The sequence below is a fragment of the Phreatobacter sp. GW821-FHT04C01 genome (assembly GCF_059420385.1).
This window is the reverse complement of the sequence record NZ_JBWKTP010000012.1, coordinates 1-15,507: the sequence shown is the minus strand read 5'-3', so window position 1 is coordinate 15,507 and position 15,507 is coordinate 1. Positions and strand designations below refer to the sequence as shown.

Genomic DNA, 15,507 nt, shown 5'->3' with positions numbered 1-15,507 from the left:
AGAGTCGGCCGGGGCAAGACTTGGCAAGGCCTCGCCGGATCACCTATGGTCCAGCCGGGTAGGGGCACTCAGGAGGGTTAGCAATGTTGAAGAAATTGGTTCTCGTTGGAGCTTTGGCGCTGACGCTCGGCGCTTGCACGGAGCGCGAAGAGCGCGCGGCCGGCGGCGGCGCCATTGGCGCGGGCGCCGGTGCACTGATCGGCGGTCTGGCGACCGGCAGCGCCGGTGGTGCTCTCGCGGGTGCCGCGGTGGGTGGTGTCGCCGGTGCCGTGATCGGCGCCGAAACGACGCCGCGCCGTCGTTGCTGGATCGATTCCTACGGCTATCGCCGCTGCCGTCGCGGCTGATCTTCTTTTCCACTGACAATGAAACCCGCCGGGCCTCGCCCGGCGGGTTTTTCTATTGTTTCAGATGCGCAGCTGGCCTTCCGCGATGATCACCGCGCCGCCACCGATGCTGACGCGCGCGACCGCGCCGGCCCGGGCATGCAGGCCGAGCTCGATCCGGCTCGGCCGGCCCATGGCGAAGCCCTGCTCGATGGCAAAATTGTGCCGCCCGTCGGTGAGCCGCTCGAACCGCGCGAGCACGCCGGCAAAGGCGGCGGCCGCCGACCCGGTCGCCGGATCCTCGGCGATGCCGAGGCCGGGCGCGAACATCCGGGCGTGGAAGGCAGCCTTCGGATCGACCGTGTCGGGCGTATAGGCGAAGATCGCCGGATGGTCCTCGCGAATGGCCGCAAAGGTCTCGGCGAACCAGCGCGTGTCGACGCTGATGCGGTCGGTCGCCGCCCGCGAGCGGACCGGCACGAAACAGAACGATACCGGTGCGCCGAAGCGGGTCGGCACATGGGCGGCGAAGCCGATGTCGCGGCTCTCCAGGCCCAATATGCCGGCGAGCTGGGCCGAATCGGGTGTGCGGTCGAGCGCCACCGGCAGGCGCGGCGCATCGAACGAGGCCTCGAAGCGGCCGTCGTCGCGGTGGGTCACGCGACAGGGCACCGGCCCGGCCTTCTCGCCGAGCAGGAACGTCGTCTCGGCGCCCGGGGCCAGGCCGTCGAGGCTCGCCAGGATGATGGCGGTGCCGACGGTCGGATGGCCGGCGAAGGGCAGTTCGCCGCCGGGCGTGAAGATGCGGATATCGGCGCGGTGGCGGGCCGTCGTTTCGGGCAGGACGAACACCGTCTCGGACAGATTGAACTCGCGCGCGATGGCCTGCATGGCCTCGGTGTCGAGCCCCTCGGCATCGTGCACGACGGCCAGCGGATTGCCGCTCAGCGCCTTGTGGGTGAAGACGTCGAGGGTGTGGTAGCGGCGAGCCATGGGAGCCTCAGCTGAGTTTCTCGGGCGTGAACAGACGACTGGGGCTGACGAATTCGTCCTGTGCGGCGACCGTCAGGATCTCGCGCGAGCCGGCCTCTTCGGTGCGCTTCAGCAGCCCATAGGTCGACGAGGCCGCGCGCGACAGGGCAAAGGCGATATCGCCCGACGTCGCCGCATGGACGAAGAACAAGGCGGCGATGGCGTCGCCGGCGCCATTGATGGACAGGCCGAGTTTCGGCGTGCGGACGCGGAACCGGCCCGCCGGCCCGGAGGCCATGAGGTCGATGGCATCGGCCGGGGTGTCCTCGGTGACCAGGCTGGTGACCAGCACGATGCCGGGCCCCTTGGCGTGGATGGCATCGGTGGCGGCGACCGCGTCGGCGAGCGTCGTGATGGTCCGGCCGGCGAGATATTCCAGCTCGAACTGGTTCGGGGTGATGATGTCGGCCGCCGGCACGGCCTGGTCGCGCATGAATTCCGGGATGCCGGGGCGAACGAAAACGCCGCGGCCGACATCGCCGATGACCGGATCGCAGCAATAGAGTGCCTTGGCATTGGCGGCGCGCACCCGGCTAACCGCGCTCAGGATGCCGGTGCCGATATCGGCCGAGCCCATATAGCCCGACAGGACACCGTCGCAGCGCGGCAGCACACCGCGTTCGGCGATGCCCTCGACCAGTTCCTCGATCATCGGCGCGTCGAAGACCCGGCCTTTCCAGGCGCCGTAGCCGGTGTGATTGGAGAACTGCACGGTGTGGATGGCCCAGACCTCGTGGCCGAGGCGCTGCATCGGAAACACGGCCGAGGCGTTGCCGACATGGCCATAGGCGACCCAGGATTGGATGGACAGGATGTTCATCGGACGGACTCCTGTCCTAACCTTAGTCGCGCCGGCGCGCAGGCGCCAATTCCGATCGTTGAAGCCAGCCATCAGGTTCGGCGACCGAAGCCGGCAAAGTGCCGACGATCGGCTAAAAAAGCGCGAATTCAGCTGGCGTTCATCGCCAGCCGCAAAAAGGATGCAAACCGCTCACGAACGCGTCATTGTAAACGGGCCAGATGACCTTGCCGCATCGATCCGATACGGCATCGCCCGATCGCGGCAGGCCCGGCCGCCGCGACGAGCTTAGGGAGACAAGTGCCGGGCTATCGAATGGGTTCGTCATGATCCTGTCGCGCTTTCTCACCGCTGCCGCGGTCTCCACCCTCCTGATCGGCCAGGCCATGGCGCAGGCCCAGCCCGCGCCGACGGCCCCCGCAACGCCGGGCGTGACCGCGCCGGCGACCACCGCGCCCGGCACGCACCGTCCGCCGGCGGCCAACCAGAACCAGCAGCACCCGGCCGCCACCGCGCCTGCCGCAACCCGCCCGGCCGCCACTGCGCCGACGACGCCCGCGGCGCCGGCGACCGCGCAGCCCGCCCGTCCCGGCACGCCTGCCGCCACCGCGCCTGCCGCCACGGCTCCCGCCGTCGCCCAGCCGGCGCGTCCCGCCGCTCCCGCAGCAGCGCCGGCGGCAACCGCCCCGGCAGCGACGCCCGCCCGTCCCGCCGCTGCCGCTCCGGCCGCGCCTGCCGCCGGCACCGCCGCCCGTCCGGCGTCGGCCTCGACCCAGGCCTCCGCCCCGGTGAACCTGAACACGGCGACCCAGGCCGAGCTCGACGGCCTGCCGCAGATCGGCGCCGCCCGGGCCCAGGCGATCCTGGCCGAACGTGCCAAGGGCCGTTTCCTCAACTGGGAGGATTTCGAGCGCCGCATGGCCGGCACCGCGGTCAACCAGACAGCCAAGGATGCGATCCGTTCGCGGATCCGCTTCTGACCTGCTGCGGCGCACCGCGCTATCGATCGAGGGGCGGCGACGAGCCGCCCCTTTTTCATGAGCGGGTCCACGGTGTCTGCCGGCTCACGGCCGCGGAATGCGCCCCTTCATGATCGCGAAGGTGCCGGTATCGAAGAACTGCGCCAGTTCGATGATCTGGCCGTTGCGGACGCGCATCTGATCGAGATTGTCGAAGCAGCCTTCCTCGGCATTGGCGCGTGCCTTGACGCGCGCGCGCCACCAGACCGCGATCGCATCGCCTTCGGCGACCACGCTGACAATGGTGAAATCGAGATAGTCGTTGGCCGCGTGAATATGCCTGAGGTAATTGGCGATGTCGGTCCGGCCGAGCCGCATGCCCGATCCCGGGTTGAGCACCGGATTGCCGAGCACGAACAAGCGGGCGTCGGGCGCGAAATAGCTGGCGAAGCTCTCGACGTCGCCGGCCTGGCGGGCGGCGTAGAAGGCGCCGATCGCTTCGCGCAGCGCGGCGCGTTGGGCCGCGGGATCAAAGGAGGGGCCCGCGACGCCGAACCTCACGGTCAGATCCTGCCGGACAGGACCGCCATCGAGGCGGTGTCCATGAACTGGACCAGCTCGATGATCTCACCGTCCCTGAAGCGAATATGCTCGGCCACCTCGAATTCGGCGATGGCCCCGGTGGCGACGCTGCGCAAGGTGACGTGCCGGCGCACCAATGCCGAATTGAGGTCGACGATCATGTCGACCAGCAGGCCGTCGATGTTTTCGTAATCGCGGAACAGGCTTTCCAGCACCGCCCGGATCGCGGCGCGGCCGCGCCGCGGGCCGGCCTCGGGGAGCAGGCCGGGATCGCCAAGGACATGGAAGACGCCGTCGGTCGCGAAACCCGCCGCAAACTGGGCCATGTCGCCACGGGCGCGGGCCGCATAAAGCCGGGTGAGCTTCTCCCTGACGAAAGGCAAGCCCGAGACGACGCGAAGACTCGATTGCGGCATGAACATCCTCAAGTCCCAACCGTAAACGGGCTGGTATCTCGATACTGTTCATTAGCGGGATATCGCGGCAGGTCAACTCATAGATGCGGGGAAATGCTGACCACTACCCGGCGCCGCAAAGATTTCCCGCAAATCCGATCGATCCGGTCGGTCGCGAACCCCGGGGCAGCAATACGCCCCGGAGCCGCAATGATGATCGGACTCAGTTCTTGGTCTTGTCGACCAGCGCCTTGGCCTTGATCCAGGGCATCATGTCGCGCAGCTTGGCGCCGACTTCCTCGATCGGATGGGCGGCCATGCGCGCGCGGGTCGCCTTGAACGAGGTCTGGTTGACCTTGTTCTCCAGCATCCAGTCGCGGGTGAACTTGCCGGACTGGATGTCGGTCAGCACCCGCTTCATCTCGGCCTTGGTCTCGGCGGTGATGATGCGCGGCCCGGTGACATATTCGCCGTACTCGGCGGTGTTGGAGATCGAGTAGTTCATGTTGGCGATGCCGCCCTCATAGATGAGGTCGACGATCAGCTTGACCTCGTGGAGGCACTCGAAATAGGCCATTTCCGGCGCATAGCCGGCTTCGGTCAGCGTCTCGTAACCGGCCTTGATCAGCTCGACCAGGCCGCCGCAGAGCACGACCTGCTCGCCGAACAGATCGGTCTCGCACTCTTCCTTGAAGGTAGTCTCGATGATGCCGGCGCGACCGCCGCCATTGGCCGAGGCATAGGACAGGCCGAGGTCATGGGCATTGCCCGAGGCGTCCTGGTGGATCGCGATCAGCGTCGGCACGCCGCCGCCGCGCTGATATTCCGAGCGCACCGTGTGGCCCGGGCCCTTCGGCGCGACCATCAGCACGTCGAGATCCTTGCGGGCCTCGATCAGGTTGAAATGAACGTTCAGGCCGTGGGCGAACATGATCGCGGCGCCCGGCTTCATGTTGGCATGAAGGTCGTCGCGATAGATGTCGGCCTGCAGTTCGTCGGGGGTCAGCATCATCATGATGTCGGCCCATTTGGCGGCCTCGGCCGGCGTCATGACCTGGAAGCCGGCGGCTTCGGCCTTGGCGCGCGTCGCCGAACCGGCTTTCAGCGCGATGGTGACGTCCTTGACGCCGGAATCGCGCAGGTTGAGCGCATGGGCGTGGCCCTGGCTGCCATAGCCGACGATGCAGACCTTCTTCGACTTGATCAGGTTGAGATCGGCGTCGCGATCGTAATAGACACGCATTTCCAGGCTTCCTTCTTGGTCTTCGGGCTCAGGTCCCGATCCTTGGGTCACGAAACAATCCGCCCTTGCGCGGCTGCGCGACGGTCAGATCATGAATGGCGCGCCGCTTCTTGGCGCAAGATCATTCCCGGCACAAGACCGGGCCTGCATAGGTTCATCCCTTGTCGCCGCAGGCGCGACGGTAGAGTTTCACCGTTTCAGTCATGCCATGGATGAGGGCATCGGCGATGAGGGCATGGCCGATCGAGACCTCGGCGATCGCCGGTATCGCCGATATCAGCGGCGGCAGATTGTCGAGCGTCAGGTCATGGCCGGCATTGACGCCGAGCCCGGCGGCGGTCGCCGCCTGGGCGGTCAGCCGCAGCTTGTCGCGCTCGGCTTCCGCCGCGCGCTGGTCGAAGCTGCCGCCATAGGGCCCGGTATAGAGTTCGATGCGATCCGCGCCGACCGCCTTGGCGCCGCCGACCAGCGCCGGATCGGCATCGAGGAACAGCGAGACGCGAAAGCTCCGCGCCTTCAGCCGCGCTGAGACGCGCGTCAGCAGCGCACTGTCCTTGGCGACCTCCCAGCCATGGTCCGAGGTCGACTGCGTCGGATCGTCGGGCACCAGCGTCACCTGGTCGGGCTTGGCCCTTTCGCAGAGCAGCAGGAAATCCTCGCTCGGGTAGCCCTCGATGTTGAATTCGGCCTTGGGGAATTCCCGGCGCAGCATGTCGGAGAGATCGAACACGTCGGTGCGCCGGATATGCCGTTCGTCGGGCCTGGGATGCACGGTGATGCCATAGGCGCCGGCCTGCATGGCGATGCGTGCCAGGCCGACCACGCTCGGCCAGGGCAAATTGCGCCGGTTGCGCAATTGCGCGATGGCATTGACGTTGACGGAGAGGTGGGTCGCCATGGACGCCTTCTCAAACAGACAGGGAAAGGGGCCGCATTCAACGACCCTGGGCGCCGTCGGGCAAGGCCGCATCCAGCATGCCGTCCGGTCCGCGGCTCATGGCGGCGATGCCGGTGCGCGACACCTCGACCAGGCCGACGGTTCCCATCAGGCGGATGAAGCGCTCGACCTCCTCGGTCGTGCCGGTCAGTTCGAACACGAAGGAATTGAGCGTCGCGTCCAGCGTGTTGGCGCCAAAGGCGCCGGCGAGCCGCAGCGCCTCGACCCGGCTGTCGCCCTTGCCCCGCACCTTGACCAGCACCAGTTCGCGCTCGAGCGATTCACCCTGGACGGTGAGATCGACCACCCGATGCACCGGGACGATGCGGTCGAGCTGGGTCTTGATCTGCTCGATGATCTTCTCGGTGCCCGTGGTGACGATCGTGATGCGCGAGACATGGGCCTCGTGTTCGGTCTCCGAGACGGTCAGGCTTTCGATATTGTAGCCGCGGCCGGAGAACATTCCCGCGATGCGGGCGAGAACGCCGGGTTCGTTGTCGACCAGCACCGCCAGGGTGTGGCGGCGGGTGGCGTCGACGGCGTCGGAGAGGAAATAAGCGGATTGCGATTGGGCCATGGTGTGCCGTTTCCTAAGGGTATGATGGGGAGGAGGCGCCTCGGGCACGCCGCCGTCGCGGCGGCGGCGATGCCCGGTCTTCGTCTTGTCGCATCGCCCAGCCGAACCGGTCGCGCCGGTCCGGCCTGACGATGCCGGCTTGGTGCCTCACACCAGTTGCTTGCCCTTGGCGTCGATGACGCTGCCGATGTCCTGGGCGGCATCGCCGAGGATCATCTCGTTATGCGCCTTGCCCGAGGGGATCATCGGGAAGCAGTTCTCGTCCTTGGCCACCAGGCAATCGAAGATCACCGCGCCGGGATGGTCGATCATCTCCTGGATGGCCGCGTCGAGCTTTTTCGGATCGGAGCAGCGGATGCCCTTGGCGTGATAGGCGTCGGCGAGCTTGACGAAATCCGGCAATGCCGCCGAATAGCTCTCCGAATAGCGGCCGCCATGCAGCAGTTCCTGCCACTGGCGCACCATGCCCATATATTCGTTGTTCAGGATGAAGATCTTCACCGGCAGGCGATACTGCGCGGCGGTCGACATTTCCTGCATGTTCATCAGCACCGAGGCCTCGCCGGCGACGCAGACCACCAGCTCCTTCGGATGGGCCAGCTGGACGCCGACCGCGGCCGGCAGCCCGTAGCCCATGGTGCCGAGGCCGCCCGAGGTCATCCAGTGGTTCGGCTCGTTGAAATGCAGATATTGGGCGGCCCACATCTGATGCTGGCCGACCTCGGTGGTGAAATAGGGGTTGCGGTGCTTGGTCAGCGCATAGAGCCGCTCGAGCGCATATTGCGGTTTGATGATCGTGTCGGAATTCGTGTAGGCGAGCGACTTGCGGTCGCGCCAGGTGTCGATCTGGCCCCACCACTCCTTCAGCGCCGGCTTGTCGACCTGGCCGCCGACTTCTTTCCACAGCCGCACCATGTCCTCGAGCACATGGGCGCAATCTCCGACGATGCCGAGATCGACCTTGACGTTCTTGTTGATCGACGAGGGATCGATATCGATATGGATCTTCTTCGAGCCCGGCGAGAAGGCATCGAGCCGGCCGGTGATGCGGTCGTCGAAACGCGCGCCGATATTCACCATCAGGTCGCAGCCATGCATGGCCAGATTGGCTTCGTAGGTGCCGTGCATGCCGAGCATGCCGAGCCACTGCTTGTCATTGGCCGGATAGGCGCCGAGCCCCATCAGGGTCGAGGTGACCGGATAGCCGGTGGCGCGCACCAGCTCGCGCAGCAGCGCGGAGGCGTGCGGGCCGGCATTGATCACGCCGCCGCCGGTATAGAACACCGGCCGCTTGGCCTTGGCGATCATCTCGACCGCCGCGCGGATCTTGCCGAGGTCGCCCTTGATCTGCGGGCGATAGGTCTTGTGCTGGTTGTCGCGCGGTCGCTCGTATTTACCGGTCTTGAACTGGATGTCCTTGGGGATGTCGACCACCACGGGACCTGGCCGGCCGTTCTGGGCGACGAAAAAGGCTTCGTGCAGGATGCGCGGCAATTCCTCGATCGAGCGGACCAGGTAATTGTGCTTGGTGCAGTGGCGGGTGATGCCGACGGTATCGGCTTCCTGGAAGGCGTCGGAGCCGATCAGGTGGGTCGGCACCTGGCCGGTGAAGCAGACGATCGGGATCGAATCCAGGAGCGCGTCGGTGAGGCCGGTGACCGCGTTGGTGGCGCCCGGACCCGAGGTCACCAGCACCGCGCCGACCTTGCCGGAGGAGCGGGCATAGCCCTCGGCCGCATGCACCGCGCCCTGTTCGTGGCGAACCAGGACATGCTTGACGTCGTTCTGCTGGAAGATCGCGTCGTAGATCGGTAGGACGGCGCCGCCGGGATAGCCGAAGAGCGTGTTGACGCCCTGATCGATCAGAGCTTGCACGACCATTTCGGCGCCGGTCATCTCGCGGGACATGGGGTTATCCTCTAGGGCTTTCGTTGGTCTGGTTGTCGAGTTGAAGGCAATAAAAAAGGCCCCGTAAGGGACCTTGGGTTGAGCGCCACCGTTCGGCTGCCGTGTGAGTGTCACACGTCCGTCGATGGCGCCCCGGATACGATAAGGATGGCTCGCGACACGCGCGTCTCCTGAAGAAAACAGGCGCGGACCGTAGACGAGGGCAGGGAGGGCGTCAAGCGGGATGCCGCCGGCAATTCGACGTGGTCATCTCACGTTGTTTCGAGCCGTCAGCCGGAACGGCTCGTGGAATTTCATGCCCGAGGGCAGGTTGCCTGCACCGTGCCCGGCTTCCCCTTTGTCGTTCGATTGCGAGGCGGCGAGCCGGGCAGGACACGATGCCCGCATTCTGGACCAAGTGATTTGTCTCGTTTCTGGATCTTTGCCTTGGTCCAGCTCTTTGACAGTGTCTCCGAAGGCCCGAACAGCGGCCCCTCCCGGCTGTCGGAGATACGCCTCATGGCAGTTGCCAACGAGAATTCCGGTTCGATCGATCCTTCCGTCCGTTTCAGGACGTGGCAGTGCTTGCTGTGCGGCCTCGTCTACAGCGAGCAGGACGGCTGGCCGGATGAAGGTATTCCCGCGGGCACGCGGTGGGAGGATGTGCCGGAGGATTGGGTCTGCCCGGACTGCGGCGCCGGCAAGAGCGATTTCGAGATGTCCGAGATCTGAAACCGGCGCCGCGCGATTTGACCCATCCACGCGGTCCGCTGCAGCGGAAAGGAACAGAGATGTACGTCCCTCCTCACTTCCAGGAATCGCGCGTGGAAGCGCTCCACGAGCTCATCGACAAATACGCGCTGGGGGTTCTCGTAACGAACGGACGGAACGGCCTCGACGCCAATCACATCCCTTTCGAGCTCGACGCGAAACACGGCGAACACGGCACCTTGCACTGCCACGTGGCGCGCAGCAGTTCAGTTTGGCAAGACATCGCCGATGGCGATGAAGTCCTCGTCGTCTTCAGGGCTGCCGACGCCTACATCGCGCCCAACTGGTTCCCCAGCAAGCAAGAATTCAAGAAGCAGGTGCCGACCTGGAATTACCTGGTTGTTCATGCCCATGGCCGCGTGACCGTCAGGGACGATGAGCGCTACGTGCGCGGGCTCGTCGCGAGGCTGACCAGAAAGCACGAGGCCGGCCAGGCTGATCCGTGGAAAATGACCGACAGTCCGAAGGACTATATCGACATGATGCTCAAGAACATCGTGGGCATCGAGATTGCGGTTACCAGGCTCGAGGGCAAGTCGAAGCTCAGCCAGAACCGCGAGAAGCGCGACATCGTCGCCGCGGGCACCGTCCTTGCCGCTCAGGGTGACACGCTGATCGGCGAGTCGATGCTTTCGTTTTCCAGAACCAAATCGGAATAACCGGCCCTTCGCGCAAAAACCGGATGAGGGCGATGCACCGACCCATCGTTATCGTTGGTGCCGGCCATAGCGGTGCCAAGGCTGCGGCTGCCTTGCGCAAGCACGGGTGGACCGGCCCGATCGCCCTCGTGGGCGAGGAGAGCCACGCACCTTACGATCGCCCGCCATTGTCGAAAGCTGTCCTGCTGGGCAAAAGGACGACGGACGAGTGCTCGTTCTACCCGTTGTCGTGGTTTCAGCAGAATGGCGTCGAGCTGCTGCTGAACCGGGCGGTGGCGACAATCGATCGTGCAAAGCATGAGATCATTCTCGTCGACGGCGAATGCCTGCCCTTTCAAAAGCTGCTGCTGGCGACGGGATCGCGCCTCAACCCGTTGCAGGTGCCCGGCGCGGAGCTGGCGAATGTGTGGCCGTTGCGGACGCCCGGCCATGCAAACGGCGTCGCCCGCGCGTTGCAACCGGATCGGTCGATCGTCGTGATTGGCGCCGGCGTCATCGGGCTGGAAGTCGCGTCCGCCGCCAGGCAGGCGGGATGTCGCGTCCAGGTTCTCGAGGCGGCGCCTCGCGCGATGGCGCGGAGCCTGCCGGAGGCAGCGGCTTCGGCGCTTGTTGCGGAGCACCTTGCGCGCGGGGTCGACGTGCGGCTGGGGGTGGCTGTCGAGGCATTGCTGGGGGAGGGGGCTGTCGAAGCGGTGCGCCTGCAAACGGGTGAGACGCTTCCTTGTGACACGGTTGTGTTCGGCGTCGGCGTAAAGCCGCGCACCGAACTGGCCGAGGCTGCCGGCCTGTCAGTTCACGACGGCATACTGACCAACTCACGCCTGCGGACCGACGATCCCGATATCTTTGCCTGTGGCGACGTCTGCCGATACCAGAGCGCCGCGTTCGACAGCAGGCTGCGCATGGAAAATTGGCGCAACGCAGAGGATCAAGCGGATCTGGTCGCCAGAAATATGTTGGGCCAGGACGTACCCTTTGATGCGGTGCCCTGGTTTTGGAGCAATCAGTTCGACTTCACCTTGCAGGTTGCCGGACTCCCGGCTCTCGGAACCTCGACGGGTGTCGAGCAGCGGGGAGACGCAAGGCTGTTCCTGTCGTGGGACGATAGCGGGCGGCTCGTGGGCGCAGCCGGCCTTGGCATGGTCAAGAGCGTGGCAGCACCGCTGCGAGAGCTGCGCGCGGAGATAGCGCGATCCCTTGACGCATCGCGCTCGGGCCTGCCGGCATAGCCAGGGCAGAACGGGACGCCATCGCGACAGACCGAAACTTGAGGGAGCACCGCCGATGGTCCGAAACTTCGACGGCCAGTTTGACTACATCGTGGTCGGCGCCGGAACGGCTGGCTGCATCCTGGCCAATCGCCTGTCCGCGGATCCGCGTCGGCGCGTGCTGCTCCTGGAGGCGGGAGGGCGCGACAATTGGATCTGGTTCCACATTCCCGTTGGATATCTTTTCGCGATCGGAAATCCCCGCGCGGACTGGATGTTCAAGACCGATCCGGAACCAGGTCTCAACGGCCGGGCACTTGCATACCCGCGCGGCAAGGTTGTCGGGGGGTCATCGGCGATCAACGCGATGATCTCGATGCGCGGCCAGGCGGCGGACTACGACCATTGGCGGCAACTGGGGCTGGCCGGCTGGAGTTGGTCCGATGTGCTTCCCGCCTTCAGGCGGCTCGAGGACCATTTTCTCGGCGAAAGCCAATTCCATGGTTCCGGAGGCGGATGGAGGATCGAGGCGCCGCGGGTGGCCTGGGATGTCCTGAAGGTGGTTGAAGAGGCCGCGACCCAGATGGGGGTCCGGCGCTCCGGTGATTTCAATGAGGGCGACAATGAGGGTGCCGGTCTCTTTCACGTCAACCAGAAGCGGGGGCGACGCTGGTCTTCCGCACGCGGCTTCCTCAAGCCTGTTCTTTCAAGACCGAACTTGAGGCTGGAGACCGGCGTTTTGGTCGAACGCCTGGTCGTTGAAGGCGGCCGTGCCGTGGGCATACGGTTTCGGCAGAACGGCGAAACATTTGAGGTCCGTTGTGCCGGTGAAGTGGTGTTGTCGGCGGGCTCGATCGGATCGACGCAGATACTCCAGCGATCGGGAATTGGCCCCGGTGATTGGCTGGGCGATCTCGGCATCGAGGTAAAGCTCGACCGCCAAGGGGTCGGGCGCAACCTGCAAGACCATCTTCAGCAGCGGGCGATCTACAAGGTTCATGGGATCCGAACGCTCAACGAGGTCTACTCGTCATTGTTCCGCCGGGCGGGCATGGGCCTGGACTACCTGTTCCGCCGCCGCGGCCCATTGACGATGGCGCCGTCGCAGCTGGGCATCTTTACGCGGTCGGATGCATCGCAGGAGCGGGCCAATATCCAATTCCATGTCCAGCCCTTGTCCCTCGACAAGTTCGGCGATCCCCTTCACCGGTTTCCCGCCATTACGGTCGCCGCATGCAATCTGCGGCCGACGTCACGTGGAACGGTCCGGATACGGTCGGCCGCTGCCGAGGCGGCCCCGCGGATCGCGCCTAACTATCTGTCGACCGAGGACGACCGGCGCGTCGCCGCCGATGCCATCAGGGTTACCCGGCGCCTGATGAGCCAACCGGCCCTCGGCGCATATCGTCCGCAAGAATATCTGCCGGGCCCTTCCGTCGCCGATGACCAGGAGTCCCTGTCGAGGGCTGCAGGAGATATCGGCACAACGATCTTCCACCCGGTCGGGACCGCAAGAATGGGATTGGCAAGTGATCCGATGGCGGTCGTTGATGAGCGATTGCGTCTCCACGGACTGGATGGACTTCGCGTGGTCGACGCGTCCGTGATGCCGACGATCACGTCTGGCAACACCAACACGCCGACCGCGATGATTGCGGAAAAAGGCGCTGCCTACCTCCGCGAGGACAGCAGATAGCGCCTGCGGTCCTGCGGCCTGCACTGAATCTTCGAGGCATGAAGGGAAGCGGGCGTAGCTGACATTCAACCGGGTTCATAGCGCGACGCGAAGCCGGGTTTCGCTACGCGCTACGGATACCCGCTTGCGAACTCTGTGGGCCGTGGCGCCACAGGTCTTCGTGGCCTGGACATATGCGTTCGGAGGCGTCCGGGCCATGGACCAAACCACAGCCCGCGGCAATGGATCACGGCGCGATCCCATGGGACGGCAGCTGACCTCGCGCGGCGACCAGCAGCACCGCTTTCAAGCGTTTTGCCGCAGCCTCCAGCTGGGGAATGGAAAATCCGCCGAAACCCAGCATCAAGCCTGGCCGGGGCGGGGTGGCCGAATACATCGGCGAGATCGGTCGGACCACCAGCTCTTCCTGGCGGGCGTGTTCCGAGATCTGGACGTCGTCGAGGCCAGGAGGCAGCCAGAGGACGACATGCATGCCCTGATCGCTGGGCTGCAGCGCGACCCAGGGCGGCATTTCGCGTTCGATCGCGCTCAAAAGGGCCGTGCGGCGCTCTGAATACGCCACGCGGATGCGCCGTATATGCGCTTCAAAATGGCCTTCTCTCATGTAGTGAGCCAGAACGTACTGGTCTGCCGTGGGCGAGTGACGGTCCACGAGCGCGCGAGCTCCGGCAAATGCGTCGACCAGCGACGGTGGCACGATGGCGTAGCCGAGGCGCATGGATGAGAACATCACCTTGCTCATCGTCCCCAGATATATGACGCGCGAGGGGTCGAGCCCCTGCAGCGATGGAAACGGATGACCCGCGTATCGAAGTTCGCTGTCATAGTCGTCTTCGACGATCCACGCGTTGTTCTGCCGGCCCCAGGCAAGCAGCGCGCTGCGCCGGGTCATGCTCATGGGCATGCCGAGGGGATATTGGTGTGACGGCGTGACAAACGCCACGCGCGCGTGGCGAGCCCTGGCTATTCCGGCTTCGACATCAATGCCCTGGCTGTCGACCGGCACTTGAATTTTCTCGACATCAAAATTGCCGAGAACCGCGAGGATCCCTGGATATGCAGGATCTTCCGTCCAAACCGCATCGCCGGGCGACAAGAGCACGGTGGCGGCGAGAAATAGACCTTGCTGGGTTCCGCCGGTGATCACCACCTGGTCGGCGTCGCACGAAACGGCTCTCGCTTTGCGAACGTAGTCGGCAATGGCCGCGCGCAACTGGGGTATGCCGCGCGGGTCGATGTATCCGGTAGGAGCCGCGGCTCGGGTTGCCCGGATCCGATTGCCCAGCCTCCGCCATTTATCGTCGGGGGCTACGGCGTCCGCCGGGTGGGCTATGGCGAAGGGCAAGGCATCCTGTGGTCTGAGCGTCTTGGAGATCGCGGCGAGACGCGCGACATTTGTGGGCAATTCCGGCCTTGCGGCTTCCGGCGCTTTCGATCCCGCTCCCCGGGATCTGCTGTCGCCGGCATGGACATTGGCGACAACTGTCGCTCCACGGATCCTCGCTTCGAGGTAGCCCTCGGCTTGCAACTGATCAAATGCAGCGACGACCGTGCCGCGCGCCATATGCAAGGATGTCGCCAGCGCCCGGGTCGAGGGAAGGCGCTCGCCAGGCGCGAGTTCCCCGTTGCTTATCGCCCGACGCAATGCCTGGGCAAGTTGCTGACCCAGAGGACCCGCCTGACGATCAACGGTCCTGAGGGACGGGATGCTGACAATGCCTCGCCGCCTCGCCATCGGTGCGATCAGCCTTCGGAGAGCAAGAAGAAACCATCAGACGACATCGTACGACCGCTCGGAACCGTGCGCCATTTCAGGTGGCTGCCCATTCATACGCACAAGCAAATGGCACGGCCAGAATAGACGATTCCTCGCCGGTTCATTGGTCCAGAATTGAATCCGTCCAACCTGATTCTTTTGCAATCTGGCTCTACCGGTCGCCGTCTATGCGATCATAATTCTCTCATGAAAAGAAAAAGCAGAGGGTATCCCCTCTCATAGCAAGACGCATTCCGAAAACAGAGAGAATGGATTGTCAGGAGTGGCCACAATTCAAGTGCCGGCTCATGGCCCGTCGCGCCCAATATCGCGCTTCGACTGATCCTTGAAATGTTCGTTACGACGGATGGGGGAACCAAGGGTGGTTTTCTATTTATCTCGCCGCCTGCTATCGACGTTGCCCGTTATGCTGACGGTTGCTGTGTTGGTGTTTCTGATGCTTCGCCTCACTCCGGGCGATCCGGCGGCGATTATCGCTGGCGACAATGCTACCACTCAGCAAATTCTCGATATCCGCTCCAAGCTGGACCTGGATCGACCCGTCCTCCAGCAGTTTCTGGCTTGGCTGGGGAGGATGCTTACCGGCGATCTCGGCGAGAGCTTCTTCTTCCGCAAGACGGTGTGGGAACTGATCTCCGACCGGATCGAGCCGACCTTGT

Annotated in this window: 15 protein-coding genes and 1 pseudogene; 7 read left to right on the top strand and 9 right to left on the bottom strand. The window is 64.9% G+C overall.

What is annotated here, in order from left to right; genetic code table 11:
* Window positions 1-83: 83 nt before the first annotated feature.
* The gene (locus tag AC07WJ_RS31890; protein ID WP_494938751.1) at window positions 84-347 is read left to right on the top strand and encodes a YMGG-like glycine zipper-containing protein; all 264 of its coding nucleotides are present in this window, start codon (window positions 84-86) and stop codon (window positions 345-347) included.
* 60 nt (window positions 348-407) lie between these two features.
* Here AC07WJ_RS31890 and AC07WJ_RS31885 read toward each other — a convergent pair whose 3' ends face one another.
* On the bottom strand, window positions 408-1,319 hold the full coding sequence (locus tag AC07WJ_RS31885; RefSeq protein WP_494938750.1) for a PhzF family phenazine biosynthesis protein: 912 nt from the start codon (window positions 1,317-1,319) through the stop codon (window positions 408-410).
* 7 nt (window positions 1,320-1,326) lie between these two features.
* On the bottom strand, window positions 1,327-2,178 hold the full coding sequence (gene pdxY / locus AC07WJ_RS31880; RefSeq protein ID WP_494938749.1) for a pyridoxal kinase PdxY: 852 nt from the start codon (window positions 2,176-2,178) through the stop codon (window positions 1,327-1,329).
* 305 nt (window positions 2,179-2,483) lie between these two features.
* Here pdxY and AC07WJ_RS31875 point away from each other — a divergent pair, with 305 nt between their 5' ends.
* Window positions 2,484-3,137, top strand: a complete 654-nt coding sequence (locus AC07WJ_RS31875; RefSeq protein ID WP_494938748.1) for a ComEA family DNA-binding protein — start codon at window positions 2,484-2,486, stop codon at window positions 3,135-3,137.
* An 84-nt stretch (window positions 3,138-3,221) separates the two neighbouring features.
* Here AC07WJ_RS31875 and AC07WJ_RS31870 read toward each other — a convergent pair whose 3' ends face one another.
* From AC07WJ_RS31870 to AC07WJ_RS31845, 6 genes are all read right to left on the bottom strand, one after another.
* A complete protein-coding gene (locus AC07WJ_RS31870; RefSeq protein WP_494938747.1) occupies window positions 3,222-3,677 on the bottom strand; it encodes a nuclear transport factor 2 family protein in 456 nt (151 codons plus the stop codon).
* A 2-nt stretch (window positions 3,678-3,679) separates the two neighbouring features.
* Entirely contained in the window at window positions 3,680-4,114 is a 435-nt protein-coding gene (locus AC07WJ_RS31865; protein WP_494938746.1) for a nuclear transport factor 2 family protein, read from the bottom strand.
* Window positions 4,115-4,316: 202 nt separating this feature from the next.
* Window positions 4,317-5,336 (bottom strand): ketol-acid reductoisomerase, encoded by a 1,020-nt coding sequence (gene ilvC / locus AC07WJ_RS31860; RefSeq protein ID WP_494938745.1) that lies wholly within the window; start codon window positions 5,334-5,336, stop codon window positions 4,317-4,319.
* Between the two features lie 154 nt (window positions 5,337-5,490).
* On the bottom strand, window positions 5,491-6,234 hold the full coding sequence (locus AC07WJ_RS31855; RefSeq protein ID WP_494938744.1) for a pyridoxine 5'-phosphate synthase: 744 nt from the start codon (window positions 6,232-6,234) through the stop codon (window positions 5,491-5,493).
* A gap of 37 nt (window positions 6,235-6,271) precedes the next feature.
* Window positions 6,272-6,850 (bottom strand): acetolactate synthase small subunit, encoded by a 579-nt coding sequence (ilvN, locus tag AC07WJ_RS31850; protein WP_494938743.1) that lies wholly within the window; start codon window positions 6,848-6,850, stop codon window positions 6,272-6,274.
* Between the two features lie 147 nt (window positions 6,851-6,997).
* Window positions 6,998-8,758 carry an acetolactate synthase 3 large subunit gene (locus AC07WJ_RS31845; RefSeq protein WP_494938742.1) on the bottom strand — a complete coding sequence of 587 codons (1,761 nt, stop codon included), beginning with the start codon at window positions 8,756-8,758 and terminating at the stop codon, window positions 6,998-7,000.
* 498 nt (window positions 8,759-9,256) lie between these two features.
* Between AC07WJ_RS31845 and AC07WJ_RS31840 the strand changes: the two genes are divergently transcribed.
* Genes AC07WJ_RS31840 through AC07WJ_RS31825 form a run of 4 tightly spaced genes read left to right on the top strand, consistent with a single transcriptional unit; the run spans window position 9,257 to window position 13,071 of the window.
* Window positions 9,257-9,469, top strand: coding sequence for a rubredoxin (locus AC07WJ_RS31840; RefSeq protein WP_494938741.1), 213 nt, complete (start codon window positions 9,257-9,259; stop codon window positions 9,467-9,469).
* A gap of 59 nt (window positions 9,470-9,528) precedes the next feature.
* Window positions 9,529-10,167: an FMN-binding negative transcriptional regulator gene (locus AC07WJ_RS31835; RefSeq protein ID WP_494938740.1), complete on the top strand. Its 639-nt coding sequence runs from the start codon at window positions 9,529-9,531 to the stop codon at window positions 10,165-10,167.
* A 32-nt stretch (window positions 10,168-10,199) separates the two neighbouring features.
* On the top strand, window positions 10,200-11,396 hold the full coding sequence (locus AC07WJ_RS31830; RefSeq protein WP_494938739.1) for an NAD(P)/FAD-dependent oxidoreductase: 1,197 nt from the start codon (window positions 10,200-10,202) through the stop codon (window positions 11,394-11,396).
* A 55-nt stretch (window positions 11,397-11,451) separates the two neighbouring features.
* The gene (locus AC07WJ_RS31825) at window positions 11,452-13,071 is read left to right on the top strand and encodes a GMC family oxidoreductase (RefSeq protein ID WP_494938738.1); all 1,620 of its coding nucleotides are present in this window, start codon (window positions 11,452-11,454) and stop codon (window positions 13,069-13,071) included.
* 226 nt (window positions 13,072-13,297) lie between these two features.
* Here the strand turns inward: AC07WJ_RS31825 and pdxR are convergent, their stop codons facing one another.
* A complete protein-coding gene (pdxR, locus tag AC07WJ_RS31820) occupies window positions 13,298-14,806 on the bottom strand; it encodes a MocR-like pyridoxine biosynthesis transcription factor PdxR (RefSeq protein ID WP_494938737.1) in 1,509 nt (502 codons plus the stop codon).
* 403 nt (window positions 14,807-15,209) lie between these two features.
* Between pdxR and AC07WJ_RS31815 the strand changes: the two are divergent.
* Window positions 15,210-15,507: pseudogene (locus AC07WJ_RS31815) on the top strand (ABC transporter permease); the annotation flags it as partial.

Bases quoted from the DNA above. Each gene is read 5' to 3' on its own strand.
- AC07WJ_RS31890 (WP_494938751.1), top strand. From the start codon at position 84: ATGTTGAAGAAATTGGTTCTCGTTGGAGCTTTGGCGCTGACGCTCGGC.
- AC07WJ_RS31885 (WP_494938750.1), bottom strand. From the start codon at position 1,319: ATGGCTCGCCGCTACCACACCCTCGACGTCTTCACCCACAAGGCGCTG.
- pdxY (WP_494938749.1), bottom strand. From the start codon at position 2,178: ATGAACATCCTGTCCATCCAATCCTGGGTCGCCTATGGCCATGTCGGC.
- AC07WJ_RS31875 (WP_494938748.1), top strand. From the start codon at position 2,484: ATGATCCTGTCGCGCTTTCTCACCGCTGCCGCGGTCTCCACCCTCCTG.
- AC07WJ_RS31865 (WP_494938746.1), bottom strand. From the start codon at position 4,114: ATGCCGCAATCGAGTCTTCGCGTCGTCTCGGGCTTGCCTTTCGTCAGG.
- ilvC (WP_494938745.1), bottom strand. From the start codon at position 5,336: ATGCGTGTCTATTACGATCGCGACGCCGATCTCAACCTGATCAAGTCG.
- AC07WJ_RS31855 (WP_494938744.1), bottom strand. From the start codon at position 6,234: ATGGCGACCCACCTCTCCGTCAACGTCAATGCCATCGCGCAATTGCGC.
- ilvN (WP_494938743.1), bottom strand. From the start codon at position 6,850: ATGGCCCAATCGCAATCCGCTTATTTCCTCTCCGACGCCGTCGACGCC.
- AC07WJ_RS31845 (WP_494938742.1), bottom strand. From the start codon at position 8,758: ATGTCCCGCGAGATGACCGGCGCCGAAATGGTCGTGCAAGCTCTGATC.
- AC07WJ_RS31840 (WP_494938741.1), top strand. From the start codon at position 9,257: ATGGCAGTTGCCAACGAGAATTCCGGTTCGATCGATCCTTCCGTCCGT.
- AC07WJ_RS31835 (WP_494938740.1), top strand. From the start codon at position 9,529: ATGTACGTCCCTCCTCACTTCCAGGAATCGCGCGTGGAAGCGCTCCAC.
- AC07WJ_RS31830 (WP_494938739.1), top strand. From the start codon at position 10,200: ATGCACCGACCCATCGTTATCGTTGGTGCCGGCCATAGCGGTGCCAAG.
- AC07WJ_RS31825 (WP_494938738.1), top strand. From the start codon at position 11,452: ATGGTCCGAAACTTCGACGGCCAGTTTGACTACATCGTGGTCGGCGCC.
- pdxR (WP_494938737.1), bottom strand. From the start codon at position 14,806: ATGGCGAGGCGGCGAGGCATTGTCAGCATCCCGTCCCTCAGGACCGTT.